This window comes from Alkanindiges hydrocarboniclasticus (genome assembly GCF_001982605.1).
In the GTDB taxonomy this organism is placed as follows: domain Bacteria; phylum Pseudomonadota; class Gammaproteobacteria; order Pseudomonadales; family Moraxellaceae; genus Alkanindiges; species Alkanindiges hydrocarboniclasticus.
This window is the reverse complement of record NZ_MLCN01000027.1, coordinates 30,352-57,152: the sequence shown is the minus strand read 5'-3', so window position 1 is coordinate 57,152 and position 26,801 is coordinate 30,352. Positions and strand designations below refer to the sequence as shown.

At 49.5% G+C, this 26,801-nt stretch carries 22 protein-coding genes and 1 pseudogene; 13 read left to right on the top strand and 10 right to left on the bottom strand.

The window, feature by feature from the left end; all coding sequences use genetic code 11:
• Positions 1-100: 100 nt before the first annotated feature.
• From iscX to BKE30_RS10425, 12 genes and pseudogenes are all read left to right on the top strand, one after another.
• The gene (gene iscX / locus BKE30_RS10480) at positions 101-301 is read left to right on the top strand and encodes a Fe-S cluster assembly protein IscX (protein ID WP_026469841.1); all 201 of its coding nucleotides are present in this window, start codon (positions 101-103) and stop codon (positions 299-301) included.
• 158 nt (positions 302-459) lie between these two features.
• The gene (gene ndk / locus BKE30_RS10475; protein ID WP_076878540.1) at positions 460-891 is read left to right on the top strand and encodes a nucleoside-diphosphate kinase; all 432 of its coding nucleotides are present in this window, start codon (positions 460-462) and stop codon (positions 889-891) included.
• 150 nt (positions 892-1,041) lie between these two features.
• A complete protein-coding gene (rlmN, locus tag BKE30_RS10470; protein ID WP_076878539.1) occupies positions 1,042-2,340 on the top strand; it encodes a 23S rRNA (adenine(2503)-C(2))-methyltransferase RlmN in 1,299 nt (432 codons plus the stop codon).
• Between the two features lie 82 nt (positions 2,341-2,422).
• Positions 2,423-3,178 (top strand): type IV pilus biogenesis/stability protein PilW, encoded by a 756-nt coding sequence (pilW, locus tag BKE30_RS10465; protein WP_076878551.1) that lies wholly within the window; start codon positions 2,423-2,425, stop codon positions 3,176-3,178.
• Positions 3,169-3,978, top strand: coding sequence for a helix-turn-helix domain-containing protein (locus tag BKE30_RS10460; RefSeq protein ID WP_076878538.1), 810 nt, complete (start codon positions 3,169-3,171; stop codon positions 3,976-3,978). The genes pilW and BKE30_RS10460 overlap by 10 nt, the downstream gene beginning before the upstream one ends.
• Before the next feature lie 69 nt (positions 3,979-4,047).
• Entirely contained in the window at positions 4,048-5,160 is a 1,113-nt protein-coding gene (gene ispG, locus BKE30_RS10455; protein WP_076878537.1) for a flavodoxin-dependent (E)-4-hydroxy-3-methylbut-2-enyl-diphosphate synthase, read from the top strand.
• Between the two features lie 21 nt (positions 5,161-5,181).
• A pseudogene (gene hisS, locus BKE30_RS10450) lies at positions 5,182-6,471 on the top strand (histidine--tRNA ligase); the annotation flags it as partial.
• Between the two features lie 80 nt (positions 6,472-6,551).
• Positions 6,552-7,316, top strand: coding sequence for a YfgM family protein (locus BKE30_RS10445; RefSeq protein ID WP_076878536.1), 765 nt, complete (start codon positions 6,552-6,554; stop codon positions 7,314-7,316).
• Between the two features lie 16 nt (positions 7,317-7,332).
• The gene (gene bamB / locus BKE30_RS10440; protein ID WP_076878535.1) at positions 7,333-8,496 is read left to right on the top strand and encodes an outer membrane protein assembly factor BamB; all 1,164 of its coding nucleotides are present in this window, start codon (positions 7,333-7,335) and stop codon (positions 8,494-8,496) included.
• 3 nt (positions 8,497-8,499) lie between these two features.
• Entirely contained in the window at positions 8,500-9,906 is a 1,407-nt protein-coding gene (der, locus tag BKE30_RS10435; RefSeq protein WP_076878534.1) for a ribosome biogenesis GTPase Der, read from the top strand.
• A 56-nt stretch (positions 9,907-9,962) separates the two neighbouring features.
• A complete protein-coding gene (locus BKE30_RS10430) occupies positions 9,963-10,898 on the top strand; it encodes a DUF6929 family protein (protein ID WP_076878533.1) in 936 nt (311 codons plus the stop codon).
• An 18-nt stretch (positions 10,899-10,916) separates the two neighbouring features.
• Positions 10,917-11,654: a 4'-phosphopantetheinyl transferase family protein gene (locus tag BKE30_RS10425; RefSeq protein WP_076878532.1), complete on the top strand. Its 738-nt coding sequence runs from the start codon at positions 10,917-10,919 to the stop codon at positions 11,652-11,654.
• Positions 11,655-11,782: 128 nt separating this feature from the next.
• Here BKE30_RS10425 and secF read toward each other — a convergent pair whose 3' ends face one another.
• The 5 genes from secF to BKE30_RS10400 all read right to left on the bottom strand — a co-directional run bounded on the left by secF (position 11,783) and on the right by BKE30_RS10400 (position 16,275).
• Positions 11,783-12,769: a protein translocase subunit SecF gene (secF, locus tag BKE30_RS10420; protein WP_076878531.1), complete on the bottom strand. Its 987-nt coding sequence runs from the start codon at positions 12,767-12,769 to the stop codon at positions 11,783-11,785.
• A 10-nt stretch (positions 12,770-12,779) separates the two neighbouring features.
• Positions 12,780-14,648: a protein translocase subunit SecD gene (gene secD / locus BKE30_RS10415; RefSeq protein WP_076878530.1), complete on the bottom strand. Its 1,869-nt coding sequence runs from the start codon at positions 14,646-14,648 to the stop codon at positions 12,780-12,782.
• 51 nt (positions 14,649-14,699) lie between these two features.
• The gene (yajC, locus tag BKE30_RS10410) at positions 14,700-15,026 is read right to left on the bottom strand and encodes a preprotein translocase subunit YajC (protein ID WP_076878529.1); all 327 of its coding nucleotides are present in this window, start codon (positions 15,024-15,026) and stop codon (positions 14,700-14,702) included.
• Between the two features lie 185 nt (positions 15,027-15,211).
• Complete coding sequence (locus tag BKE30_RS10405) at positions 15,212-15,814, bottom strand: 5-formyltetrahydrofolate cyclo-ligase (RefSeq protein WP_076878528.1); 603 nt, start codon at positions 15,812-15,814, stop codon at positions 15,212-15,214.
• A 47-nt stretch (positions 15,815-15,861) separates the two neighbouring features.
• On the bottom strand, positions 15,862-16,275 hold the full coding sequence (locus BKE30_RS10400; protein ID WP_076878527.1) for a MerR family transcriptional regulator: 414 nt from the start codon (positions 16,273-16,275) through the stop codon (positions 15,862-15,864).
• A 146-nt stretch (positions 16,276-16,421) separates the two neighbouring features.
• Here BKE30_RS10400 and BKE30_RS10395 point away from each other — a divergent pair, with 146 nt between their 5' ends.
• On the top strand, positions 16,422-18,905 hold the full coding sequence (locus BKE30_RS10395; protein WP_083698534.1) for a heavy metal translocating P-type ATPase: 2,484 nt from the start codon (positions 16,422-16,424) through the stop codon (positions 18,903-18,905).
• Between the two features lie 129 nt (positions 18,906-19,034).
• Here BKE30_RS10395 and BKE30_RS10390 read toward each other — a convergent pair whose 3' ends face one another.
• The 5 genes from BKE30_RS10390 to BKE30_RS10370 all read right to left on the bottom strand — a co-directional run bounded on the left by BKE30_RS10390 (position 19,035) and on the right by BKE30_RS10370 (position 26,688).
• Positions 19,035-20,171, bottom strand: coding sequence for a VWA domain-containing protein (locus BKE30_RS10390; protein ID WP_076878526.1), 1,137 nt, complete (start codon positions 20,169-20,171; stop codon positions 19,035-19,037).
• Entirely contained in the window at positions 20,168-22,552 is a 2,385-nt protein-coding gene (locus tag BKE30_RS10385; RefSeq protein WP_076878525.1) for a DUF5682 family protein, read from the bottom strand. The genes BKE30_RS10390 and BKE30_RS10385 overlap by 4 nt, the downstream gene beginning before the upstream one ends.
• Before the next feature lie 50 nt (positions 22,553-22,602).
• Positions 22,603-23,682, bottom strand: coding sequence for an ATP-binding protein (locus BKE30_RS10380; RefSeq protein ID WP_076878524.1), 1,080 nt, complete (start codon positions 23,680-23,682; stop codon positions 22,603-22,605).
• A gap of 62 nt (positions 23,683-23,744) precedes the next feature.
• Positions 23,745-25,334 carry a DUF5691 domain-containing protein gene (locus BKE30_RS10375; RefSeq protein WP_076878523.1) on the bottom strand — a complete coding sequence of 530 codons (1,590 nt, stop codon included), beginning with the start codon at positions 25,332-25,334 and terminating at the stop codon, positions 23,745-23,747.
• A 28-nt stretch (positions 25,335-25,362) separates the two neighbouring features.
• Positions 25,363-26,688, bottom strand: coding sequence for an SWIM zinc finger family protein (locus BKE30_RS10370; RefSeq protein ID WP_076878522.1), 1,326 nt, complete (start codon positions 26,686-26,688; stop codon positions 25,363-25,365).
• Positions 26,689-26,801 lie beyond the last annotated feature (113 nt).

The window sequence follows — 26,801 nt, the reverse complement described above, 5'->3', positions numbered from 1 at the left end:
ACGATTGCTCAGCTAAAATGTATGACAAGGCACTGCAACACAGGCACTAATATTTGCTAAAGTAAGCGCCTAAAATACACCAGAGTTTTGGAGCGATACCATGGGCTTGCGCTGGACAGATACCATCGACATTGCCATTGAGCTGTATGAAGCACATCCGGATGTTGATCCGCAATATGTGCGTTTTACCGATTTGCATCGCTGGGTGTGCGAGCTACCCGATTTTGCCGATGACCCTAACCGTTCCAATGAGGGTTTGCTGGAAGGTATCCAGATGGCATGGATTGACGAGGCCAGCTAGAACAAATGCTGGGGGTTAACTGATTCATCGCGCTTTTGTCACTGGCAAACCGCCTGACAAAAAAAACATTTTGCTCAGGCCTGACGCTATCTTTGTCAGATGACAACGTTATAATGCGCCATCTTTTTTTGATGTTTGTTTTTTTAAGGAGCTAAATTATGGCTATCGAACGTACTTTATCCATTGTTAAACCAGATGCAGTTAGCAAAAACCACATCGGCGACATTTTCAGCCGTTTTGAAAAAGCTGGCCTGAAAATTATTGCCACCAAAATGAAGCACCTGTCTCAGGCTGATGCTGAAGGCTTTTACGCTGAACACAAAGAGCGTGGCTTCTTTGGTGATCTGGTAAGCTTCATGACTTCTGGTCCGGTGGTTGTATCTGTACTGGAAGGCGAAAACGCAGTTCTGGCTCACCGCGACATTCTGGGGGCAACTAACCCTAAAGATGCAGCGCCAGGTACCATCCGTGCTGACTTTGCAACCAGCATTGATGAAAATGCAGCGCATGGTTCAGACTCTACCACGTCTGCTGCGCGTGAAATTGCGTACTTCTTTAACGACAACGAAATCTGCCCACGCACTCGTTAATCGTTCATTTTTACAGACCAGATAAGTGTTATGCTTGTCTGGTTTGTTTTTTATACAATATGACGTTTGTGTCACGGTATAATTTTACCCATTGTTCAATCTGTAGCTATTATTTTGTAGCTGTAGATTTCGTCTTGAAGATGACAGGTTATGCACATCGAATCCCCTGATTTACTAGCGCAAGCAGAACATATTTCTCTATCTCCGGCAGAACAGCAACAATCTGCTGCGGCTGCTTGCCCTAGTGAATTATCAGCCCAGCCTAAAGCACATCAAACCAATTTGCTGGGCCTGTCGCGCCCGGAAATGGAAGCTTTCTTTGAAGCGATGGGTGAAAAGAAGTTTCGTGCTACCCAAGTACTGAAATGGATTCACCAGTTTGGTGTCACTGATTTTGACCAGATGACCAATCTGGCCGGCAAGCTACGTGAAAAACTAAAAACCGTGGCCTATATTCAGGCACCCGAAGTTGTCCACAAGAATTTTTCCAAGGATGGCACGCGCAAATGGGTGTTCAGGGTAGGCGATGGCGCAGGTTCACTGGTTGAAACCGTGCTGATTCCAGCGGATGACAAAACTGGCGCGCGCAAAACCCTGTGTATTTCCTCACAGGTTGGCTGTGCACTGGATTGCAGTTTTTGCAGCACCGGTAAGCAGGGTTTTCAACGTGACCTGACTACTGCCGAAATTATTGGCCAGCTATGGGTAGCCAATCAGTCCTATATGGAAGATGTACCCGTGGGTGAGCGTACCCGTACCGTCACCAATGTGGTGATGATGGGCATGGGCGAGCCGTTACTGAATTTTGATCCGGTGGTATCGGCCATGCGCCTGATGCTGGATGACTTTGCTTACGGCATGTCGAAGCGCCGTGTGACCCTGTCGACATCTGGCATTGTGCCCATGATTGACAAACTGGCAGAAGAAATTGACGTGGCACTGGCGATTTCCTTGCATGCCCCCAATGATGCACTGCGTAATGAACTGGTGCCTATAAATAAGAAATATCCTTTGGCTGAGCTAATTCCAGCCGCACGCCGTTATATTTCTACTGATGGCGTGATTGATAGTGCCCGCAAGCACGTCACTATTGAATATGTGATGCTGGAAGGCGTGAATGACCTGCCGGAGCATGCCAAACAATTAATACAACTGTTACGCAATTTACCCAGTAAGATTAACCTGATTCCGTTTAATCCATTTCCACATGCACCCTATGGCCGTTCCAGCCGTAACCGGATCATGGCCTTTCAAAAGCAGCTTTCTGATGCCGGGTTTGTGTGTACCGTACGTACTACCCGTGGTGACGACATTGATGCAGCCTGTGGGCAACTGGTTGGACAAGTGGCAGACCGTACCCGTCGTGCTGAACGCTGGCAGAAAAAAGTGTTGCAGCAGGGGTCTACCACCACCGCGAATCATACTGAAATACTAAGAACACGAGGTTAAGGTGAGCGTTAAGCATAAACCTGCAGTAGCATACGTCCGTTATGGACGACAATTAAATCCGGGTGCTGTTTATGCACTGGTTATGGCGCTGGCCCTGACAGGATGCCAGACCACCCACCGGCTTAAAGCTGATCCAAAAGCGGCTGTTGCCACCCGTACAGCACTGGCCGCTGAATATATTCGCAGTGGTGATCTGGATGCTGCCAAGCGCAATCTGGATGAAGCACTGGAAACAGAGCCTAGCTCAGTGGAAGCCAATAACATGATGGGTGTGCTATTGCAGCAGGAAGGTAGCCCATCCAATGTGGCCAAGGCCGAAGCTTACTTTAAGCGCGCCATTTCCCTTGATCCCAAATATGCACAGGTACGCAATAACTACGGCGTTTATCTAAGTGGCCGCAAGCGTTACCCGGAAGCCATTGCCCAGTTTCGTGAAGCAGGTGCAACCCTGGGTTATGAAGGACGCGCGGCTGCCCTTGAAAATCTGGGGCGTACTTATCTTCAGGTAAATGACACCCCAAATGCTGAAAAAGCCTTTAAGCAGGCCTTGCAGGCCAACCGTGATTCGGTGATTGCCAAGCTGGAACTGGCAGACCTGTTTTTGCAGCGTAACCAGATTCGGGATGCCAGCGCCCTGTATAATGATTACTTGCGCCAGATTGGCTCACAAGAGCAGGGGGCACGTTCTTTATGGCTAGGAATCCGCATTGCCCGCGCAGAACGTGATACCATACGCATGAAAAATTTTATTAATCAACTTGGTGCGGCCTATCCAGCCAGTCCCGAGTATCAACGTTATCTTCAATTGCAACAAACTCCTGAGGCAGTATGGAAATAAACAGCAACCAGCAGCCATCATCAGGTACAGGTAACCTGAGTAATGCGCAGCGTCCGGGTGAATATTTGCGTCAGTTGCGGAGCATGCAAAAGCGTGAGCTGAGTGAAGTTGCCCGCGAACTAAATATGCCGGAACGCCAGTTGACTGCACTGGAGGCTGATGACTATAAGGCACTGCCAGAGCCTGCATTTATCAAGGGTTATTTACGGACTTATGCCCGTTTGCTGGGTGCTGATGCCAATCACCTGATTCGTCGGTTTGATGAAATTTATACCAGTGATACCGGACTGCCCACCAATCATGCATTGGAGAATTCTCCCTTAAAGGCACTGGGCCGCTTGCAGCGTGGCCGCCGTGAGCGCTTAAGCTGGATAAAGTGGCTGGTAGGTGCGCTGGTTATTATTGCCGTAGTGTGGCTGCTCTATGCGGGTATCAAGGCATGGCGTAGCAGCAAGCCGGCACAGCCCGTTGATCCCGTAGCCACAGAAGTAGCCCCGATTGAAGCTACGACAGCACCTGCAGTATTGCCAGTCCCAGTAACACTGCCCGCGACACCCGCCAGTAGTGAAGATCGCCTGAGTCTGACCTTTAGCCATCCGGTTACTGTATCCATTCATGATGCAACCGGTAAAAATCTGGCGTCTGGCCGTCAGACCCAGCCATTGACCCTGACCGGGCAATCGCCATTTAGCATTCGTTTAGATGATGCTGCGGCTGTGAATTTAAGCTTTAATCAGGAACAGATATCCCTGTCGCCTTATACCGTAAATGGCAAAGCCGAGTTCCGGTTATCGCGCTAACAGGTTTTGTTTACAGTTTGCCTCGGTTGTTTGGACTTTTCTCCAGAATTTTGACGGAAAATATAAAGAATGCACCACTCTCCTATTGTGCGTCGACCTACCCGTAAAATCCGTGTGGGTTCAGTCTATGTTGGTGGCGATGCGCCCATTACGGTGCAGACCATGACCAACACCGAAACCTGTGATGTAGCGGCTACCGTGGCACAGATTAACCGTTGTGTTGATGTCGGGGTAGACATTGTGCGTGTCTCGGTGCCGACCATGCAGGCTGCAGAAGCATTTGGGCAAATCCGCAAGCAAGTGAATGTGCCACTGGTCGCCGATATTCACTTTGACCACCGGATTGCGCTGGCTGTTGCTGATTATGGTGCAGATTGCCTGCGCATTAACCCCGGCAATATTGGCAACGAAGACAAGATACGTGAAGTGGTCGCTGCGGCGCGTCACCATGGCATTTCCATGCGGATTGGGGTCAATGCGGGTTCTCTGGAAAAAGATTTGCAGGTCAAGTATGGTGAGCCAACCGGTGAAGCCCTGCTCGAATCGGCCATGCGCCACATTGATATTCTGGATCGCTTAAACTTCCACGAATTCAAGGTAAGTGTGAAAGCATCCAATGTATTTTTAACACTGGATGCTTACCGTTTATTGTCCCGGCAAATTGATAATCCACTGCATCTGGGCGTAACTGAAGCTGGGGTATTCCGTTCCGGTACTGTTAAGTCTGCCATTGCATTAGGTGGATTATTGCTGGATGGCATTGGTGACACCTTGCGTGTTTCACTGGCCGCTGAGCCGGAAGATGAAGTCAAGATTGGCTTTGATATCTTAAAGTCCCTAAATATTCGTTCCAATGGGATTAATTTTATTGCCTGTCCCAGTTGTTCACGGCAGGAGTTTGATGTTATCCGGGTGATGAATGCACTGGAAGAGCGGCTGGAAGATATCCGCACACCAATGGATGTTTCTGTTATTGGCTGCAAGGTGAATGGGCCGGGCGAAGCCAAGGAAGCTGATATTGGTGTGGTGGGCGCTAGTCCGCGTTCACTGGTGTATATGAATGGTGAAAAGAGCCATTTGATTGACACCAACCAGCTGGTTAATGAAATTGAAGCCATGGTTCGTGCCAAAGTTGACGTGCTTGAAAAAGCTAGAGAAAAAGAGATTATTCGCGCTAAATGATAAAAGCGTCTTGAGTGGGTTATGAGTTCAATTGTAGCAATTAAAGGTTTTAATGATATCTTGCCTGCGCAAACTGCGGCATGGCGTGCGCTGGAAATCCAGCTAACAGGTTTGATGGATAGTTATGGCTATCAGCAGATCCGCTTGCCCATTGTTGAGCAAACCAGTTTGTTTAAGCGGTCAATTGGTGATGCCACTGATATTGTTGAAAAGGAAATGTATACCTTTTTTGACAAAGGTGATCCACCAGATTCACTGACCTTGCGTCCGGAAGGAACCGCAGGCTGTGTGCGTGCCATGCTGGAGCATAATTTGCTGCGTGGTGCGGCACCACGGGTCTGGTATATAGGCCCCATGTTTCGCTATGAAAAACCGCAAAAAGGCCGCTATCGCCAGTTTCACCAGTTTGGTGTAGAAACCTTTGGCATTGCAACGCCGGATATTGATGCTGAATTGATACTGATGACCGCGCGGTTATGGCAGCGTCTGGGCGTTAGCGACAAGGTACAACTTGAACTGAATACCTTGGGTGAAAGTGATGAGCGTGCCCAATATCGTCAGGCTTTGGTAGATTATTTAACAGCGCATAAAGCGCAGCTGGATGAGGATTCACAGCGCCGTCTGGACAGCAATCCCTTGCGTATCCTCGACAGTAAAAATGCCCAGACCCAAGCCATTCTGGAAAATGCGCCCAAGCTGCATGACTTTATGGGTGAGGAAACGCTGGCCCATTTTGAACAGCTTAAAGGCTATTTAACAGCAGCGGGCATTGAATTTGTGATTAACCAGAAACTGGTGCGTGGTCTGGATTATTACAATAAAACCGTGTTTGAGTGGACAACCACACATCTGGGTGCGCAAGGCACAGTATGTGCAGGTGGCCGTTATGATGGACTGGTTGGCCAGTTGAAAGGCAAGCCTGAACAGAGTGTACCGGCAGTGGGCTTTGCCTTGGGCATGGAGCGTTTGTTGTTATTGCTAGAGCAAACCAGTCAGGTCATTAATACCACCGAATGTGATGTGTTCCTGCTGGCTGATCCGGTCTGTCAGGGTCAGGCACTGGTGCTGGCCGAACAATTGCGCAGCCAGTTTAGCCAGCAAGGTGTACTGATTCGCCTAAAAACCGGTTCACAGGGCAGCCTGAAAAGCCAGATGAAAAAAGCCGACCAATCGGGGGCCAAGCTGGCACTGATTCTGGGCGAGCGTGAAGCTGAAAACCAGCAAGTCATGGCAAAGACACTGGCCACGGGTGAGCAAAGCACTGTTTCATTAACGGATTTAAACCGCTATTTACTTGAACAATTGCAACAATCGGCTACAGTAGAGCAATCTTCTTTATCGTCCAATTCTTTGAACAGTGATTCTTTTAACCCGCAGACAGGAAGCCATACATGAGTACCTATTTAAGTGATGAAGAGCAAATTGATCGCTTTAAAGGCTTTCTGAAAACGTATGGTAATGCCATTGTCATTGGTATTCTGCTGGCCCTGATTATCTTTTTTGGCTGGCAATACTGGCAAAAGAAACAGGCGGTTGAACGCTTTAATCTGGCAACCCAGTACCAGCAGGTGGTGGATTCCAGCAAGCGTCTGGCAGCAGCACCAGATAACCAGCCTGCGCGGACCCAGTATTTTTCTCAGGCTGATGCACTGGTGAAAACCAATCCGGATAGCGCGCATGCGCTGCAAACCCATTTTTTAAGTGCCAAAATTGCAGCAGGCAAGGGTGATTATACAACGGCTGAAAAACAGTTGCTGGCGGCCACCAAGAGCAATGTCAAAGATGAAGGCTTAAAACAGCTGGCATGGTTGCGTCTGGCTTATATGCAAATGGCGCAGGGCAAGCATGATGCTGCACTGGCGAGCCTAAAGCAGGTAACTGATGCTGCGTTCCTGCCAAGTGCCAATGAAGCCAAAGGCGATGTTTTAGTCCAGAAGAATGATCTGGCTGGTGCCAAAACAGCGTATCAGGCGGCGTGGGATGCGCTGGCTAAGCGTGAAGAACCACGTCAGTTATTGCAGGTTAAGCTGGAAAGTCTGGGTGTTCAGGTCCCTGAGCTAAAAATAGATGGTCCGATCCGTTCAGCCAGTGAAAGCAGCGCTAAGCCAGGCACTACGCCAGCAATACCAACAGCACAATCCGGTTCAGGAGCATAAGACAATGGTGAACATAATGGCAGTAAGCAACCTGCGTAAACCCTTATTGCTAAGCACCTGTATTGCCATGGCTATTATGGCAGGCTGTAGCAAAGGCCCCAAGGTTGAAGAACACAAGCCCAGCAAATTGCCCAAAGTCGCGCAAATGCAGGCCCTGACCCCAGTATTTAAGGAAAGCGTTAGTGGCAGCGAAAAGCATGATCCACTGCGTTTGCAACTGGATGCCAGCAATCAGGCCATTTATGCCGTTAGCCGTAAAGGTGAAGTGGTTGCCTATGATTTAAATGGCAAGAAGATCTGGGAAACCCGTCCACGCAAGAAAGACAAAGACCTGACCAGTGGTGTGACAGCAGCCGATGGACTGGTTGTGGTTGGTTCGGGCAAGGGTTACCTGTATGGGCTGGATGCAGCTACTGGTACAGTCAAATGGCAGCGCCAGTTATCCGGTTCCATTTTGTCACCGTCGCTGATCCATGATGGCCGTGTCATTACTTATGCCAACGATGGTACTGTATTTGGTACTGATGCCAGCACGGGTGAGCCGGTATGGACATTTGATACCGCAACCGCGCCCTTAAGTGTGCGTGGTAATGCAGCACCAGTACTGGCGGATGCCAATACGGTGATTCTGGCCAACAACAGTGGCTATGTGTATGGCCTTGATGTGCAAAGCGGGATTCCACGCTGGCAGCGTCGCGTTGCAGTCAGCGAAGGCCGTTCCGAAGTGCAACGCCTGATTGATATTGATGGCGAACCGGTGATTCAGGACAATAACATGTTTACCGTAAGCTATCAGGGCCAGCTGACTGCGGTTAACCTGCAATCCCAGCGGGTAATGTGGGCACAGGATACCAGCAGCCTGCGTAGTCCGGCGGTGGGCAATGGACTGGTCTATGTGGCCACCAGCGAAGGCCATCTTCAGGCGTTTAATCAGGTGACTGGCGAAAAAACGTGGGAACAGGATGCGCTGGCTTACCGCAAGCTAAGCAATCCGGTCGTCATTGGCCAGTATGTGGTGGTGGGTGACCTTGACGGCTACCTGCACCTGATTGACCCTAACACAGGTAATGTGTTGGGACGTGTACGCAGCAAGGGTGAAATTACCACCATTCGTGCAATCGATAACCGCCTGTATGTAGCAACGCGTACCGGCAACTTAAGTGTGTGGCAGGCCTCCTAATTCATGAAACCTGTTTTGGCCTTGATTGGCCGCCCCAATGTGGGCAAATCGACTTTATTCAATCAGATTACCAAAAGCCGTAATGCGCTGGTGGCTGATATTCCTGGCCTGACCCGTGACCGCCAGTATGGTGATGCCACGTATGAAAACAAGTCTTTCATTGTGGTGGATACCGGTGGTATTGGCGAAAGCGAGGGTGGGATTGATGCCTATATGGCAGAGCAATCCAAAACTGCAATTGAAGAAGCAGATATCATCCTGTTTGTGGTTGATGCCCGTGCAGGCTTGCTGGCCTCTGATGAACAAATTGCACGTGACCTGCGTACTTTGGGTAAAAAAGTACATCTGGTGGCCAATAAGGTTGATGGTGTACATGCGGAGGCAGCAGTTAGCGAATTCTTCAAGCTGGGCCTGGGCGAGCCGCATCATGTGGCGGCCAGTCATGGCCGTGGTGTACAGCAACTGCTGGAAGATGTGCTGATTGAATTACCTGAAGATGTACCCATTGATGAGCAGGAACATATCAAGGGCTTGCGTCTTGCAGTGATTGGCCGACCCAATGTAGGCAAGTCCACGCTGGTTAACCGCCTGCTGGGTGAAGAGCGGGTGGTGGTGTTTGACATGCCGGGTACCACACGCGACAGTATTTATATTCCGTATGAGCGGCAGGGCAAGCAATATACCCTGATTGATACTGCTGGTGTGCGTCGCCGTGGCCGTGTCAATGAAATGATTGAAAAATTCTCGGTCGTTAAAACGCTGCAAGCCATCAAGGATGCGCATGTGGTAGTGGTGGTTCTGGATGCACGCGAGGGGATTGTTGAGCAGGATTTACACCTGCTAGGCTTTGCACTGGAAGCGGGCCGTGCCATCGTCATTGCCATTAATAAATGGGATGGCATGAGCGACTATGACCGCAGTCAGGTTAAGGAAGCCATGGAGCGTCGTTTTGACTTTATTCCATGGGCACGAATTCACCTGATTTCAGCATTGCATGGCACAGGCGTGGGCGATTTATATCCGTCGATTCACCGGGCCTATGAGTCTGCATTTACCAAGATTCCAACGCCCAAACTCACCAAGATTCTGGAAGATGCGGTCGAGCAGCATCAACCTCCCATGGTGTCTGGACGTCGCATCAAGCTGCGTTATGCCCATATGGGTGGGCTTAATCCACCACTCATTGTTATTCATGGTAACCAGACCGACCATGTGCCAGCGGCTTATAAACGCTATCTGGAAAACGTGTTCCGCAAGGTGTTTAAACTGGAAGGGACACCGATCCAGATTGAATTCAAGGCGGGTGCCAATCCATTTGAAGGCCGGCGTACACAGGTTGATCCACGAGTAGCTGATCGTAAACGGCGTTTTGTACAAAAATTTAAGAAAATGGATAAGAAACGCCGCTAATGCGGCGTTTTTTCTTTGTATGATCATAAGCTATCCCCTAGCAAGCAGGCAGCATCATGCAATTTATATTAAAAGCCTTTCAGGAAATTGAGGGGCTGGGTGCTGCTTCCGGACTGGTTTACCAGCATCCTCGCCTTTACCTGATTTCAGATTACAGCAGCTATCTGTATTGCTATGATCTGGACGAAATCAAACTGCATAAGCTTGCCTTGTTTGACGATAGCCGCGAAGTGATACCCAAGCCGGAAAAATTTGATTTTGAAGCGCTGCTGCAATATGACAATGCCTTGTTATTGCTGGGATCAGGTTCTACCCAGCGCCGTAATACGGGGGTACGTTATAATTTAGCTGGCTCCCCGGATAATGAGCGCAGCGCCAATTCAAAGCCGCGTCAGTATGACTTGTCTGCGCTATACCAGAAATTTAAGCACACCGCGCAGCTCAGCAAGAGTGAACTAAATATTGAAGGGGCAATCTATCATCAGGGACAATGGCTATTTTTCCAGCGGGGTAATGGCGAACAAGCGCAGAATGGTATTTTTGTCGTTCAGGGTAATCTTTTTCAACGGGCTGATTGGCAGGTAAATACTTTAGATAAGGCTGGTTTTCAGGATGAAAACATACAGCATGCAGAAATTCTGGATGCCAGTCATACGGTAGAGTTTGTGCCAGTCCAGTTGCCAGTGATTAATCAGGTAACCAGCGGATTTACCGATGCTATTTTGGTAGAACAAACCATTTATTTTCTGGCCACCGCAGAAAACAGTAGTTCAACTTACCATGATGGGGAGGTGCTGGGTAGTTATATTGGTTGTATGGATATAAACACCAAAACCGTGCAGGACGTACAGTTAATTAGCACATGCCATAAGTTTGAAGGCCTAACCCTGTATCATAAAGCGCCTCATAAGCTGGAGTTTTTACTGTGTGAAGACAACGATACAGAACAGCTAAACACAACCATTTATAAGCTAACGTTGCCGCTAGAATAATAGGTTAAAGCTTCAACGATGACGGATCCATCAATTACCTTAATGCCAAATAACCTGTTCCTTACAATGGCCTTACGGCAGATTCATCCTGAACAGCTGGAGAGCCTACAGGTGATAGCAGCGGATCAACAGCAGTTAGCCACGCATCCGCAGCGTAGAATGGAGCAATTAATCAGTCGAAGCTGGCGGCGGCAAATTTTAGCAGCACAGCTTCATCAAACGCCGGACAATTTGTGCTTCGTAAAAGATGCTTATGGCAAGCCATATTTAATGCATTATCCAGCATTGCAATTTAGCCAGTCGCATTGTACAGAGCAGTTTGTACTGGCATTTAACCAGCAGGGAATAGCACTGGGAGTGGATATTGAAGCCAAACGGCGCGTGATAAATCAGGCAAGGCTGGCCCGGCGCATATTAACCGCTAGCGAAATGCAGGTATTTACACATACCAAAGACCCGCAGGCTTATTTGCTAAAGTGCTGGACCATCAAGGAAGCAGTGCTGAAAGCCTGTGGCCTAGGGATTCGTTTAAACCTGAATACGCTGGAAACAGAAAATAAAAATAGTTTATTTAATAGGATAGAAAACACAGATACAGCCATTAAAAATAGGGACATTCAGCATGGCGTCAGTACGGCTTATCATGCAGCAATTGGCGAATGGGCATATCTGTGTTTTGAAACGGCAGGCTATTACTGCACGGTTGCATGGCAAAATCATTTATATCATCCGGTTAGCGTAAACTGGCTACCTTGAGATGTAGTAAAGCGTATCCACAAGCCAAACCAGCATGCATTAAAAAGCCTGCTGGTTAATATTCATTACTCTATTAACCAGCAGGCTATTAACAGCAGGATTTGGATCGTGTTAACCCTTAAAAAGGATTAAGGCACGATGTCAGTTTCTTCAAACTCGGGTTTTACCTGAACCACAAAATCCTGACGGTTCAGGCCACGCCATAAGGCGTAGGAGGTGCCGATATAAATGGACGAGTAGGTGCCAACAAACAGGCCAACCAGCATGGCAACTGCAAACCAGAACAGTCCATCACCGCCTAAAAACAGCATGGCCAAATCAACCAGCAATACGGTAGTGACCGTCATGATGGTGCGGCGCAGGGTTTCGGTGAGGGAAATATCCACCACTTCAACTGGGTCAGCGCCACGGATCTTGCGGAAATTTTCGCGGATACGATCGGCTACTACAATACTGTCGTTAAGCGAGTAACCAATAAGCGCCAGTACCGCAGCCAGTACGGTCAGGTCAAATGGCCAGCCGAAAATGGCAAAAATACCCACAGTCACAATGGTGTCATGCAGCAGGGAAATCACTGCACCGACTGCCAGCTTGAACTCAAAGCGGATGGTGACATAAACCAGCATGAGAATCAGCGCCAGAGCCACTGCACCGACAGAGCGGATATATAGCTCATTGCCCACCTGAGAGCCCACAGCATCCACTTTTTGCACCGATGCAGTATTGTTGGGCAGTTGTACGGCAGTGTTCAGGCGGCTGGCAAGGTCTTCACCTTCTTGCGCAGGCATACGGATAATCAGGTCACGCTGATTACCCAGAAACTGTACAACAGGTTCTTTAAAGCCGGCTTCTTCCAGCGCATTCATTACCTGTTTTTGTTCAACCGGCTGGGTGTAGTTAATTTCAGCCGAAACACCACCGGTAAAATCCAGTCCAAGATTTAGACCTTTGGTGAATATAGCGGCAAGGCACACCAGACTGAACACCAGCGAAAAAATAGCGGCTGGTGTTTTAAAGCGCATAAACCGAATAACGGGTTCGTCACCACGGCGTCCGTATTCACGCGGCTGGTTGTCGTTGGATGGAACCGGATTTTGAGCAGTTGATTTTTGCATGGGTTTCTCCTCAAATGCTCAATTTTTCAATACGGCGCTTGCCATAAACCAGTTGCACAATACCACGGGTGACCGTGATGGCCGTGAACATGGAGCAGATAATACCAATGGCCAGTGTAACGGCGAAGCCTTTGATAGGGCCGCTACCAATAGCAAACAGGATGAATGCAACCAGCAGTGTAGTCAGGTTGGAGTCAAAGATGGTGGTATAAGCGCGGTCATAACCTGCCACAATGGCCTGCTTGGGTGAGGACCCCCAGCGAATTTCTTCCCGTATTCGCTCACAGATCAGGACGTTGGCATCGACCGCCATACCAATGGTCAGCACAATACCGGCAATACCGGGCAGGGACAGTGCCGCGCCAATCCATGACATTATTGTCAGGATCATGGCAAGGTTCATAAACAGTGCCACGTTGGCAATTAAGCCAAACACGCGGTAAAACACGATCATGAACAGCGCAACCAGCACAAAACCAACCTGAGTGGATAACAGTCCCTTGTCGATATTGTCCTGACCCAGACTTGGGCCAACGGTGCGTTCTTCTACAAAGTACATGGGGGCAGCCAGTGCGCCTGCACGCAATAACAGTGCCAGCTCGGAAGCTTCCTGAGGTGTACCTACACCTGTAATACGGAACTGTGAACCCAGTACAGCCTGAATGGTGGCGCGGTTAATCACAATACTTTCGGTATAGGGGGTACGGGTTTCAACTGTTTTGCCAGTGACAGGATCGGTGACATAGCTAATGCGCTGCTTGTTTTCGATAAACAATACGGCCATTTGCTTGCCAACGGCATTACGGGTGGCATCAGCCATCAGTTTACCGCCAGCAGTATCCAGCGTAATGTTGACTTCAGGCTGGTTGTTTTCATCATAGCCGCTCATGGCATTTTGTACGCGCTCACCGGTAACAATACGCTGGCGCTTGAGCAAAATGGTGGGTCCATCAAGCTTTTCAAACGGGAAAGCCTGAGTGCCAGCCGGAACAGGGCCGCCAGCATAAGTGTCTGCCTGTTCGGACACCAGACGGAACTCAAGGTTGGCCGTGCGGCCCAGTACGCGCTTGGCTTCGGCCGTATCCTGTACGCCCGGTAAATCCACCACAATGCGATTGCTGCCCTGGGTTTGTACCAGTGCTTCTGCCACGCCCAGCTCGTTAATCCGGTTACGCAGCGTGGTTAAGTTCTGGTTGACCGCATACTGGTTGATTTCCTGCAAGCGGGCTTCGGTATATTGCAATTGCAAGATTGGGCCATCGGCTGAGGCCAATGGCTGAATGTTAAAGTCATTGCTCTGGCGGCGTAGCACGCTTAAGGCATTATCACGGTCTGTGGTTGTGGCAAAGTTCACCACAATATTGTCTTTGGTTTGACGCACACCGTTAAAACTGACCTTGTTATCACGCAGGTTACGACGGATATCAGCCGTGGCCGTTTCCAGTCGTTGCTCCAGCGCCTTGCTCATGTCTACTTCCAGCAGGAAATGTACACCACCACGCAAGTCCAGTCCCAGCTTCATGGGCTTGGCCCCAATGGCCTGTAGCCATGCTGGTGTCGTTGGCGCAAGGTTTAGCGCAACCACGTAGTTTTCACCCAGTCCACGGCGCAGGATTTCCTGTGCTTTGATCTGGTCTTCACTGGTACGCAGGCGCAACAAGGCCGCATTCTGGCCGAAACTGCCGTTATGGGTTGCAATATTGGCGCTTTTTAAAATTTGTTCTGCACGGTTCAGTACCGTCTGGTCTATTTGGCTTCCTGCCTTGGCGCCTGAAATCTGAACCGCTGGCTCGTCAGGATAGAGACTGGGCAGGGCATATAATGTACTGATCACCAGAACAAAAAGGATCAGTACATATTTCCACGCTGGATAACGCATTTGAATTCTACTTAATGAAAAAAGGGATTGATTAACCAATCCCTATAAAAATTACAGACTATTGAGAGTGCCTTCTGGCAATACGGAAATGACCGCAGCTTTTTGAATTTTCACTTCATTGCCACGGTTGAGTTCAACCACTGCGTAATCACCTTCCACTTTGGTAATGCGGCCCATCAGTCCACCAGCAAATACCACTTCGCTGCCCACACTAATGCTCTCTACCATGACACGGTGTTCTTTGGTGCGCTTGGCTTGTGGACGCCAGATCAGAAAATAGAAAATCAGGATAAAGCCAACCATCATCAGGATGGAAGGTAGCGGACTTTGCTGGCCAGCCGCTGGTGCAGCATAGGCAGTGGAAATAAATAAACTCATTAACTAACCCTTCAATCAATGACAAAATAAAGTTTTGCCACGAATAAAAATACAACGAATACTGGTGCTGCAATTTACCTTGTCTGGACTTTTGACGCAAATGGTTCAGACTCAAGGCATCATTTATTCACAAAAAAATGAATGAATCCTGAGCTTAGGACACTGATTTTGTTTTTGATTTTGTTTTATGTTTTGTAGAACGATTTTTGTGAGGTAAAACTGATCAAGCCGGATGGGGTCAGCACGGCATCCAGTGGCTGGTCCCACGGCTTCCGATCAAGCTGCTCTGCCTGTTGAAACTCATAGGCCAGTCCCAGCCGGTAAGCCTTATGCTTCTTCCATAAGGTGCGGTCATAGTAACCGCCGCCCATGCCGACCCTGGAGCCATGCCGGTCAAAGGCCAGTAGTGGCATTATTAATAGATCCAAGCGATTGACGCTAATGCCGCGTTGCCGTGGTTCATGCATACCCAGTTTGTGACTGGAAAAACGCCGGTTTTGCCATTGCTGGCGATTAATGCGCACCCACCGCAGTTTCTGGTCAAAGTTACGGATTTGTGGCAGGTAAATTTTTTTATGCAGTTTTAAGCCCAAGTTAATAATGGACTGGGTAGGAACTTCACTAAAGGCGCTCAGGTAAATCCCAATATGGCGCGCCTGATGCAATACAGCCTGCCTGCGCAGATGCTGAGAAACCTTGCGTCCTGCCTGTTGCCGGGTGCGCAAGGCTAAAGAACGGCGCTGTTGGCGTAATTGTTTGCGCAAAAGCTTAAGCTGTTCGGGTGTCATATACTCAATATCTGGATGGTTGATTGATCTGCAATCCAATAGGCGGATTAAAGTCTGGGAATTTGGTCGGATGAAACAGCAGGGTCATTTAACGCCTGCAAAATAGGACAGCAGGCAGTGCTGGAGTGCTCGCATTCATCAATCCAGGTACTCAGGCGATGCTGTAAATGCTCGAGTTCATCAATACGGTGCTGGATTTCATGCAAACGCTTTTTGATGACTTCACGCACACGCTGTTTGTCCTGTAAACCATCGAGTGCCAGCAACTCGGCAATTTCATTGAGCTGCAAGCCAGCCTGTTTGGCACGTTTAATAAATAAGAGACGTTCAAGATCGTGCGCCTGATAATAGCGGTAAGCCTGTGTACTTTCAGGAATGCGCAGCAAGCCAATACGCTGGTAATAACGGATGGTTTCGCTGGAAACACCTGCCTGCTTTGCCAGTTTGCCAATGGTTAGCATGTGCGTTGTCGCCTCATGAGTGCGCAAAAAATGAATAATTAAACAACATTGCTGTTGCCAAAAAATGTGTACAAAGCGGACTTGACTCTGTACCTGAGTACAGGGTTTATCGTGTTTGGTAAGAAATGTCAAATCAGGTATTGATCATGAATCATGCTAAATCAGACCACGCAAACCACACAAATCACAAGGCCCATTCCTCCTGTTGTGGCGAAGTGCCTCAAGATGCCAGCGATCCACATTTGTCGAATCATCAACATCAGCCAACCCAGTCAATTGCAACTGAGCCAGAAAAACAGGGATGTTGTGGCGGAACAAAGTCCAATGCAAACCCTGATTACCCAACTGAGTCGGCCATTGATCCGGTGTGCGGCATGACAGTCAGCACAGCGAGTCAGTGGCATACTGATTATCAGCAGCAGCACTATTATTTTTGCCGGGAAGGTTGTTTGGCCAAATTTCAGGCTGAGCCAGAAAAATACTTGCAACCAAAAGCCACACAGCCCTTGCCCGCTGGTGCATCGGAAATGTTGTACACCTGTCCCATGGACCCGGAAATTGTGCAAAAAGGGCCGGGCACCTGTCCAGTTTGTGGCATGGCGCTAGAACCCATGCAGCCCAGTTTAACTGATGAGGTATCACCGGAACTGGTTGATTTTAGCCGTCGTTTTTACTGGACATTGCCGCTATCTATCATCGTCATGACACTGGCCATGCTGGGTCACCATATTGCAGGACTGTCTGCCGGTGTACGCAGTGGGCTGGAACTCTTACTTAGCCTGCCTGTGGTACTGTGGGCGGGTTGGCCAATTTTACAGCGTTGTTTTGCATCCCTAAAAACCCGTCATTTGAATATGTGGACGCTCATTGGCATTGGCGTGAGCGCCTCATTTATTTATAGCGTGGTGGCTACACTAGCCCCGCAAATTTTCCCGCAGTCGTTTTATATGCATGGTCGGGTGGGCGTGTATTTTGAAGCCGCCTGTATGATTGTATCACTCACCTTATTTGGCCAGATTCTGGAGCTTAAAGCCCGCTCCAAAACCTCCAGCGCACTAAAAAGCCTGCTGGGTTTACAGGCCAGTACTGCATGGCGGGTGCAGGATGGGCAGGCACAGGAAATTCCACTGGAACAGGTGCAGGTGGGTGACCAGTTGCGCATCCGGCCCGGTGATAAAATTCCGGTAGATGGCATGGTACTAGAGGGAAGCACTAGTATTGATGAATCCATGCTGACGGGTGAACCGATGCCAGTGAAAAAACAGGCTGGTGACCGGGTGATTGGTGCCACAATTAATGGCAGTGGCAGCGTAGTGATTGAAGCGCAGCATATTGGACAGGACAGCATGCTGGCGCAGATTGTGCGGCTGGTAGCGGATGCACAACGTTCGCGTGCGCCCATGCAGCGAATTGCTGACAAAGTGGCGGGTGGTTTTGTACTGGTGGTGCTGGCGATTGCACTGATGACATTTGCAGTTTGGGCATTGTTTGGCCCGCAACCGCAGTTAAGTTATGCCTTGCTCAACAGTGTGGCCGTGCTGATTATTGCCTGTCCTTGTGCATTAGGCTTGGCAACGCCCATGTCGATTATGGCTGCAACTGGCCGGGCTGCAACCAGCGGCGTGCTGTTTAGTAATGCCGAAGCCATTGAGCAGCTACGGCAAGTGACCACGGTGGTGATTGATAAAACCGGCACCTTAACGGAAGGCCGTCCGGTATTGAATCGTTTGCTTGCCAAGACCAACCAGTTTGACAATGATCAGCTTTTGGGCATGCTGGCATCACTGGAGCAGGGCAGCGAGCATCCACTGGCACGTGCCATTATGCAAGCTGCCCACACCCAAAATATCAGCCTGCAAACGGTGGAAGATTTTGATTCTTCATCCGGGATTGGCGTACAAGCCAAGCTCAACGGTCATCAGTTAATGGCTGGCAGTGAAAGCTGGCTGAAACAGGCAGGCATTGTGCTAGACAGTGCCACCCAGCGTCAGGCGCAAGAATTGCGTCATCAGGGTGAAATCATTTTGTATTTTGCCATTAATGGACAACTGGCTGCTTTGGTGAGTGTGAATGATCCCATCAAGGCAACCACCGCGCAGGCTCTGGCGTTCCTAAAAGCGCAAAACCTTGAAGTGATTATGGCAACTGGCGATAGTCAGGCCAGTGCCAATGTAGTAGCCAATACCCTGGAGATTACCCAGGCCTATGGCGACATGACTCCGCACAGCAAGGCTGAGCTGGTCAAACGCCTGCAACAGCAGGGCAAGGTGGTGGCTATGGCCGGTGATGGCATTAATGATGCGCCCGCACTGGCAGCCGCAACAGTGGGAATTGCCATGGGCACCGGCACCGATATTGCCATGCAAAGTGCCAGTGTGACGTTGGTGAAAGGTGATTTGTATGGCATTGCCCGGGCTTATCGCTTGTCACAGGCCACGGTGAAAAACATGAAGCAAAACCTGACATTTTCCCTGCTGTATAACGCCATTGGGGTACCCGTTGCGGCCGGGGTGCTTTATCCGCTATTTGGTATTTTACTCACCCCGATGATGGCGGCACTGGCCATGTCGCTTAGCTCGGTATCGGTGGTGATGAATGCCTTGCGCCTAAGTAGGTTCAAAGTGGATTAAAGAAAATGATGCCATGGAAAGGCAGATTTTTTTGTCATCTTGCGGTCTGCCTTTCCATTAATGTTTTAGCGTTGCTGTGCTAGCGATCACCAGTATGAAATGACACGCCAGTTTCAGGTTCTTATTTATTTAAGGATTCTGTGCCAAAAGCTGCTGAATATCCCGTTTTTCAATAGCAGCGGCCATAATGTCAGGAAACTGGTCCGGCGTGCAGGCAAAGGTTGGAATCCCCATTTGAGAAAATAAGGTGGCATGATTGGCATCATAAAACGGTGCGCCTTCATCGGATAAAGCCAGCAGGGCAATCACCTGAATGCCGCTATTGACCATTTCAGCCGCCTGTTTCAGCATTTGCTTGGCATCACCGCCTTCGTACAGGTCGCTCACCAGAATAAAGATGGTATCTTCAGGCCGGGTGATTTTCTGGCGGCAAAATTTAAGTGCCTTGGCAATGTCTGTGCCGCCGCCAAGCTGTGTACCAAACAGCACGTCCACCGGGTCAGCCAGCAGCGGCGTGAGGTCGACAATACTGGTATCAAACACCACCATCTGGGTACTGACCGCGCGGATGCTGGCCATCACTGCAGCAAACAGGCTGGAATACACCACCGAAGGCGCCATGGAGCCACTTTGATCCACACACAATACAATATCCTTCATGGAGGATTGCTGGCGTGGATGACCATGCAGCTCATGCGGAATAATGGTCTGGTAGTCCTGTTGCCAGTGTTTCAGGTTGGCCTGAATGGTGCGCTTCCAGTTAATGTCCTGAATCCGTTTTGGGCGACGACTATGCTGGGCGCGATTGAGGCTACCCCGAATGGCTTGCTGCATGGGCTGTGCCAAACGTCGCTCCAGTTCTTCAACCACCTTACGCACCACCTGACGTGCGGTTTCCTTGGTTTGTTCAGGCATTAAATGGTTAAGGTTGATCAGCGTGCTCACCATATGGATATCGGCTTCCACGGTAGCCAGTAATTCAGGTTCCAACAGCATCTGCTGCAAATTAAGGCGTTCTAAAGCATCCTTTTGCATGATCTTGACCACAGAACTTGGAAAATACTGGCGAATATCCCCCAGCCACTGGGCAATTTTGGGCGAGGATGAACCCAGTCCACCGCGGCGGTCTGATTCACTCTGGTACAACAGGCTCAACGCCTGATTCATCTGGACATCCTGCTGGCTCCATTGACCAGACTGTTCTGGTGCTTCACCCAGCACCAGACGCCAGCGTCGCTCACGTTCAGTCATGGCAGATTGATTCATACAGTTTGCTCCTGAGTATCAGCCTGACGGGCTGGCAAGTCCTGATCGCGTGGTAAATGCAACCACTGCTGTAATACAGCCAGTACCTGCTGGCTGCGCGCCTGATTTAACGCTTCCAGACCCTGTTGTTTGCCTTGTACACTGTGTCCATGCTGTGACTTTTGCGCCAGTTGCTGCCGTTCAGGATGACTAAAACTTGAGGTCGTGCGACGCAATAATGGCAAGAGTTCAATCAATTGCAGTTCCGACAGGCCAAGCAGCCACTGATCTACCAATTGCCATAAAGTGTCATCATGGATCAGCAACAATGCCTGCTGGGTAATAAATCCCTCAAACCATGCTGCACTGTATTCCGGTGTCTGACCACTTGATAATGCATGGGAAAACCGGGTGCGTGCCTGTGCATCGTCAATCAACTGCTGTTCACGGGCAATCCGGCAGCACCAGCCCTGCAAATAGCCATGCAGGGTTTCAGTATTGAGCAGTTTAACTAACAGGCTTTGCCATGCCTGCCGGAGTTCGGCATCGTCCAGCAGGTCAATCAGCTGATAAAACTGGTCAAGCTGTTTGGCGCGTTCTACGGCCACCTCATCATTTAAGTTCTGGCAATGCAATGGCATGGACAGGCTAATGCGCAGGGCAAACCGATGAATGATTTGCTGTAACAGCTCAGGATTAAACGGGCGCACGCTGCCATAACGCACAGCATTGGCCAGTGGGTTCAGCGCCTGGATCAGCAAAACCGGATCGTGCTGCTGGCTGGACAGTGCATCAAGTCGTAACAGGGCTGTTTCCAGACTGTCATCCAGCGCTGCAAGCAGGATACCTTCAATGGTTCTGGCCAGTATGGCAATGTCATCGACATGCTGGATCTGGTCATGGATCAGCGCCTGTGCGGCCTGATCAACCCGGTTGCCCCACACAGACATCTCATTCAAAAACAGGCTGTTTTCGGGCTGCCATGACAGCGTCCATGTTTCTTTATAACTGCCACGGCCTTTCGGGTAGTTTTCCAGCGCTGCCCATTGCAGGCCCAGTAGTTTTAAGCGATGCAAAAACTGGCTTTTTGCCAGATCAAAGGCAACGCGCAAATCCAGCTCAATGGTTTTATGTGGTGCTTCCAGTTTTAAGCGAAAGCTTTTGCATTGCTGGGCAAAGTCTTGCTGAATCGGCAGGTTTTGCAGGGCTTCAGGCACTTGCCCCAGCTTTTCATCGGCCAGTAATTGGTCCAGCACGGGTTGCGGCAGGGCATAGCCATGATGCAGGACACTGACAATGGCTTCCTGCAAGTCATCCAGATCCGGTAAATGTCGTCCTCGCAAGCTCAACAAGGCCTGAATTAACTGGGTTGCGTCAATCAGTTGCGCACTGGAGGCATCCTGTCCCTGCTGGCGCAGGGCATGGGCAAAGCGGCTTAGCCAGTCAATACTGATTTTTTCAGCATCAATGGCTTGTCCTTCAGGCGTCTGGGTATAGTGTTTCCACAAATGGGCATACCAGCCCACTGATTCAATGCCTGCACCGTAACCACTATCGCGGTTTAGCCGACCATGGGTCCATGCAATCCATGCACTTTCGGTTTTTACTTTGGGTAAGCCTTTCAGCAAGGCATTGTCGTCTTTCTGGGTTTTTTTCAGTTCGCGCAAAGCGGGCACATGCCATGCGCCACACACCACCACAATGTTCTGGAAGCCGTCTTTTTCAGCCTGACGCAAGGCTTTGCGCATACAGGCTTCCCGCAGTTTTTCCCGGTAATAGGCATAAGACTGCTGTTGTGCTTCACTGTATTGGCTTTCAATATGTTCACGTACGGCCTGCATGGCATCACCCACCAGTTCAAACACATTACCAGCGTGCGGTTGCTGTTCAACCAGATGCTCCCAGAAGCGTTCGCTATCCTGATAACCGGCAGCTTCAGCCAGCAACCGGATGGGATCAATGCGGTCTATATCAGCAAGAACTTCCGAATGAGCAGCATCAGGCAAAGCGGCATCAGGGTCTGGCTTAGCCTGTTCCTGCTTGGCTTGCTCAGCCATTTTTGCCTGCCATTCACTGTCAATGGCAAAACCATGCTGGCAGGGTAAATCCATAAAGCGAACATGAATTGTATGCTGTGCTGCAAAGCGCATGGCCTGCCATTCCGGCGAAAACTCGGCAAATGGATAAAATACAGCCTGCGGGCGTTCCTGCTTTTGAATGGGGGTGTTGATGAGCAACGCTACAGGCGGCACAAAGGCGGGATCAAGCACATGCTGTAGCAGTGCATCAGCATCGCTAGGGCCTTCGATCAGGATGCAGTCAGGCTGCAATGTGTGTAAGGCCGCCAGCACGCTGCGTGCCGACCCCGGGCCATGATGGCGAATACCCAGTAAGTGAATCATGTTGATGTCCTGTTTTAACCAATATGCCAACCCATCTGTGTAGCAGGGAATTAACCCAGCTCACGACAGGCACGATACAGGTCTTGCCAGCCTTCACGTTCCTTTACTACGGTTTCCAGATATTCCTTCCAGGGCAGTTGATCCTGTACCGGGTCTTTTAAAATAGCACCCTGTAGGCCCGCTGCCAGATCGTCGGCATTAACCGTTCCATTGCCAAAATGCGCCGCCATGGCCCAGCCCTGACTCATTACCGAGATGGCCTCAGCAGTAGACAACGTACCGCTTGGCGCTTTAAGTTTTTGTTTGCCGTCCAGCGTGGCACCATGCCGTAACTCCCGGAATATGGTCACCAGCTTTATAATTTGTTCATCCACCGGGGCAATTTCAGGCAGCTCCAGTGTTTTACCCAGTGAAGCCACCCGCTGCTGCACAATCTGGACTTCCTCTTCCACGCTGGCAGGTGAGGGCAGAATTACCGTATTAAAACGGCGCTTTAAGGCCGACGATAGTTCATTCACCCCTTTGTCACGGTTATTGGCCGTGGCAATCACGCTAAAGCCTTTAACCGCCTGATAATCAATCCCCAGTTCCGGCACCGGCAGGGTTTTTTCTGACAGCAGGGTAATCAGGGTGTCCTGTACGTCAGCAGGGATACGGGTGAGTTCTTCAATCCGGGCAATCTTGCCTGCCTGCATGGCGTTCAGCATTGGGCTTTGAATCAGTGCTTCTGTACTTGGGCCTTTGGCCAGTAACAGCGCATAATTCCAGCTATAACGCAAACTGTCTTCACTGGTGCCTGCTGTGCCCTGAATCAGCAAGCCACTATTGCCAGAAATGGCAGCAGCCAAGTGTTCAGATACCCAGGATTTGGCGGTTCCGGGAACGCCCAGCAACAATAAAGCGCGATCCGTGGCCAAGGTAGCAACCGCAATTTCCATCAGGCGACGGTTACCAATGTATTTGGGCGTAATCACCGTACCATCAGCCAGTGTTTTGCCCATCAGGTAGTCCACCACAGCTTGCGGGGACAACTGCCACTGTGGTGGACGGACATGGTGATCATGTTCACGCAGGGCGGTTAGCTCGTGGGCAAATTGTATTTCAGCCTTGGCGCGCAGAATATCGTTCATGAGGTGTTCCTTGTTTTTCGTTGTCTGGTCAATTGGTGTTTATGAATAAATAGCCAGTCTGATTAAGGACTGATTTGGGTTAACTGTTGTCGGGTATGCCACAGTGGCAACTCATCGGGTTCAAAGTGAGTTAAGTGCCTGTTCATCCATTGGGGAGAGGCGCATAAGACCAGAAAATCTTTTAGCCACGCACAGGTATGGGTGTATTTGTCATGGGTTTGAATAAATGTCAGGCACTCATCTGCAAGCAGTTCAGAGATAAAACCTTGTGCCGAGTCATCCAAATTTTTGACTTGCCTGATTTGCTCAGCAAAAAACTGATCCCATACTTGTCGGGTGCTGTCGTGATAATGACCAGACTTAAAATTCTGGCATTGCAGTAGCATGATTTTTTCACGCTGTTCGGGTGAGAGCAGCGCCAGTAACTGGCTTTGTTCATCGGTGGCGTCGTGATGAATCAGTAAGCCTTGCTGGTGCTGGAATAATGTGGTTGCCCAGTCCTGACGCTGCTGGTGAATGATGGCCAAACGCAATCCAGCCAGAATGCTATCCGCCCAGATACATTTTTTTATGGCACTAAAGCACTGGTGCGCATCAGCAATCAAATTTGACCAGCAATCCAGTGGAAACAGGCTGCATAAAAACGCAATGGTTTGTGCTTTTTCGCCGGTTTTCTGCTGATTGCCAGACAGGATTTTGCTGCCTTTACCATCCAGTGATTGTTCTTTAAGCTGTTTTAGCAATGTTTCGGGCAGTTCAAATTCAAGCGCTTGTTCGCTATTCTGGTAGTTTACCGATTGATTAAAGATACTTACCAACTGCTGGTAAAAGTCACTTTGCGGCAAGCGGCTCAATAAATAGGCGCTACTTTGTTTGACCACGCGGCTACGATCAGTGCCAAATACCTGTTGTAAAAACGCAACATCAGCTTCTGACAATTGTGCTGCCAAGCATTGAACAAGGTTTTCGCGTTGTTCAGCGTCAATACTGTCCCAGACCAATTGTAATTGTTGTAAGCCCAGCATGGGGTCAAGCTGGCGCAACCGTTGTAATAGCAACACACGAACTGATTTATCGGCACTCAGCCAGAGTTGTTGCGTTGCCGCATCCAGTTGCCCTGTAGCATCCAGCGTGATGGATTGTGCTGCTGCTGTCCATTGCCATTCCGGGTTATGCTGGCCAAGCCACAAGGCCCGTGAGCTAAGCAAATGCAGCACATCGGCACGTTGATCACTATACAGCGCAGATAAAAAGTCCACCAATAAGGCATTAGGAATCTTGCCTTGCTGCTGCCGGGTAGCCTGTATCCAGTAAGTCCACAGAATTTTGGGGAAATTTAAGCGCTGGCGTTCGCTTTTTTCAGCAAAATAGCGTTTAAAAATGTGCTGCACTGGCTCGGCAACCACAATTAATGATTCTGGATCAGCACGTGAAATTGTTCGGGGATGATCCAATGAAAGCGTAACGGGCTGAAAGCCAGCATCCTGATACAGCGTCCATGCCGACAGCAGTTGCAGCAAATACTGTTCCTTGTCGCCCTCGGTGATATCATCTTTAAGCAGGGCTTTTACGTCAGATGGAATATTAAGAGGCTTGTTAAACTGGCTTCCCAGAGTCAGTTGTAGCCCTAGCTCATGGGCAAATGTACTCATCTTTTTTGTACTCTTTAATTTGTGGTTATTAATAAAAACAACTCATTTGATTGTTCTGCCATACACTCAGCACATCCAGTTGCTGCCCGTTCCATTCAGCCGCCAGTAAAAATGCCTGATCGCCTACAGCCGCCATTAACTTCCAGTGGTCCTGAATGCTTAACGGCAATAGGGCTTGTTGCTGATCCACCGCATAGACCCTGTTATCAATCAGATGCAAGTATAAATTCTCTACCAGCCAGCATTCTTGCGTCATCAACGGATTGTGGCTTAGACGGCTGGCGTGGTGCTGTAATGCCTGTTCAAAATGGGCAAATGCACCTTGGGGAATGCTGTCATTGGAGAAAGCAATGGTACTGGGCTGCTCAGCCAGTTTGGCACGGCAAGGCACAGAAGACGGGTAAAATTGCAGCGCCAGTGGCTGTAACTGGCCAAGCGGTAACGCCAGTGGAAAATGGGTGAATGAGCCAATCTCAAAATCCAGAAGCAGGGCAGGCTGCTGTTGTTCGGGCTGCCATAGCCACTGGCGACGATAACGGCCCTTACCATCATTTAGCGCACCAATTTTATGTCCCAGCGTCCAGTAATGTTTTTTTTCGAAGGGTAAAGTGGCCAACTGGTCAGATGTCATTGTAAAACCAATCAACTGGCGTAACTCAGCCTGTAACAGCGGATCAAGTTGTGAGCGTCGCTGCCACAGGTGTACCACCAGATTTAAACGTCCCAGCCAGTTCAGGCTGTCTTGTTGCCAGTGCTCTGTAAACAGGGCCGTATGCAGCGCCTCAATCCATGCCAGCAAACCGGTGGCCTGAGCATCAGTTAGGCGTGTACTAATCTGGTTAAATAAACTATAGCTGTCCTGTCTGGCCTTGGCTAACCCCAACCGAACCAGATCATGCAACCAGACTTCAAGGGTGCCGATGCCATCGTCCACTTTTTTCTCGCGTGCAGCCAGGCGCTTGGCGCGTGCTTCCGGATCAACTGCCTTGGCGGGTTCGCTGCTAGTGGCTTTCTGACTGGCCTTGTGTTTTTTCTCAATCCATTTTTTAACCCGCTCAGGCTGTTCATCCACCATGGGAAACAAGATTTGATGATCAACATAGCAGAGCAGCAGGCCAAGCGCATGTTTACAGGGACGTTTAAAGCTGGGGCAACTGCATTCAAACTTCAGTTCAGGTAAAAACACCGCACTTTGGTAAATGGCGCTACCGGTAATTTCACCCCAGATCCATTGTTCGCTGGATGCTCCCTTATTGTGCCAATCTTCACATCTGGACAGTTTTTTTGCTGCTTTTTGTGAGTTGGCATCAGGAATTGCTTGTTGTGCCTGTTCGGCAGTAATTGTCATTAGCATTGATATGCCTGTAAAAATTATTTGTAAAATCGGTAAGATAAATTGGCCTGACTAAAATACTAACCAATCTGGAAAATAATAAAAGCAGTTGGCCACGCAGAATGCATAAATAA

Excerpts from the sequence above, each read along its gene's own strand:
- iscX (WP_026469841.1), top strand. The coding sequence starts at position 101 with ATGGGCTTGCGCTGGACAGATACCATCGACATTGCCATTGAGCTGTAT.
- ndk (WP_076878540.1), top strand. The coding sequence starts at position 460 with ATGGCTATCGAACGTACTTTATCCATTGTTAAACCAGATGCAGTTAGC.
- rlmN (WP_076878539.1), top strand. The coding sequence starts at position 1,042 with ATGCACATCGAATCCCCTGATTTACTAGCGCAAGCAGAACATATTTCT.
- pilW (WP_076878551.1), top strand. The coding sequence starts at position 2,423 with ATGGCGCTGGCCCTGACAGGATGCCAGACCACCCACCGGCTTAAAGCT.
- BKE30_RS10460 (WP_076878538.1), top strand. The coding sequence starts at position 3,169 with ATGGAAATAAACAGCAACCAGCAGCCATCATCAGGTACAGGTAACCTG.
- ispG (WP_076878537.1), top strand. The coding sequence starts at position 4,048 with ATGCACCACTCTCCTATTGTGCGTCGACCTACCCGTAAAATCCGTGTG.
- BKE30_RS10445 (WP_076878536.1), top strand. The coding sequence starts at position 6,552 with ATGAGTACCTATTTAAGTGATGAAGAGCAAATTGATCGCTTTAAAGGC.
- bamB (WP_076878535.1), top strand. The coding sequence starts at position 7,333 with ATGGCAGTAAGCAACCTGCGTAAACCCTTATTGCTAAGCACCTGTATT.
- der (WP_076878534.1), top strand. The coding sequence starts at position 8,500 with ATGAAACCTGTTTTGGCCTTGATTGGCCGCCCCAATGTGGGCAAATCG.
- BKE30_RS10430 (WP_076878533.1), top strand. The coding sequence starts at position 9,963 with ATGCAATTTATATTAAAAGCCTTTCAGGAAATTGAGGGGCTGGGTGCT.
- BKE30_RS10425 (WP_076878532.1), top strand. The coding sequence starts at position 10,917 with ATGACGGATCCATCAATTACCTTAATGCCAAATAACCTGTTCCTTACA.
- secF (WP_076878531.1), bottom strand. The coding sequence starts at position 12,769 with ATGCAAAAATCAACTGCTCAAAATCCGGTTCCATCCAACGACAACCAG.
- secD (WP_076878530.1), bottom strand. The coding sequence starts at position 14,648 with ATGCGTTATCCAGCGTGGAAATATGTACTGATCCTTTTTGTTCTGGTG.
- yajC (WP_076878529.1), bottom strand. The coding sequence starts at position 15,026 with ATGAGTTTATTTATTTCCACTGCCTATGCTGCACCAGCGGCTGGCCAG.
- BKE30_RS10405 (WP_076878528.1), bottom strand. The coding sequence starts at position 15,814 with ATGACACCCGAACAGCTTAAGCTTTTGCGCAAACAATTACGCCAACAG.
- BKE30_RS10400 (WP_076878527.1), bottom strand. The coding sequence starts at position 16,275 with ATGCTAACCATTGGCAAACTGGCAAAGCAGGCAGGTGTTTCCAGCGAA.
- BKE30_RS10395 (WP_083698534.1), top strand. The coding sequence starts at position 16,422 with ATGAATCATGCTAAATCAGACCACGCAAACCACACAAATCACAAGGCC.
- BKE30_RS10390 (WP_076878526.1), bottom strand. The coding sequence starts at position 20,171 with ATGAATCAATCTGCCATGACTGAACGTGAGCGACGCTGGCGTCTGGTG.
- BKE30_RS10385 (WP_076878525.1), bottom strand. The coding sequence starts at position 22,552 with ATGATTCACTTACTGGGTATTCGCCATCATGGCCCGGGGTCGGCACGC.
- BKE30_RS10380 (WP_076878524.1), bottom strand. The coding sequence starts at position 23,682 with ATGAACGATATTCTGCGCGCCAAGGCTGAAATACAATTTGCCCACGAG.
- BKE30_RS10375 (WP_076878523.1), bottom strand. The coding sequence starts at position 25,334 with ATGAGTACATTTGCCCATGAGCTAGGGCTACAACTGACTCTGGGAAGC.
- BKE30_RS10370 (WP_076878522.1), bottom strand. The coding sequence starts at position 26,688 with ATGCTAATGACAATTACTGCCGAACAGGCACAACAAGCAATTCCTGAT.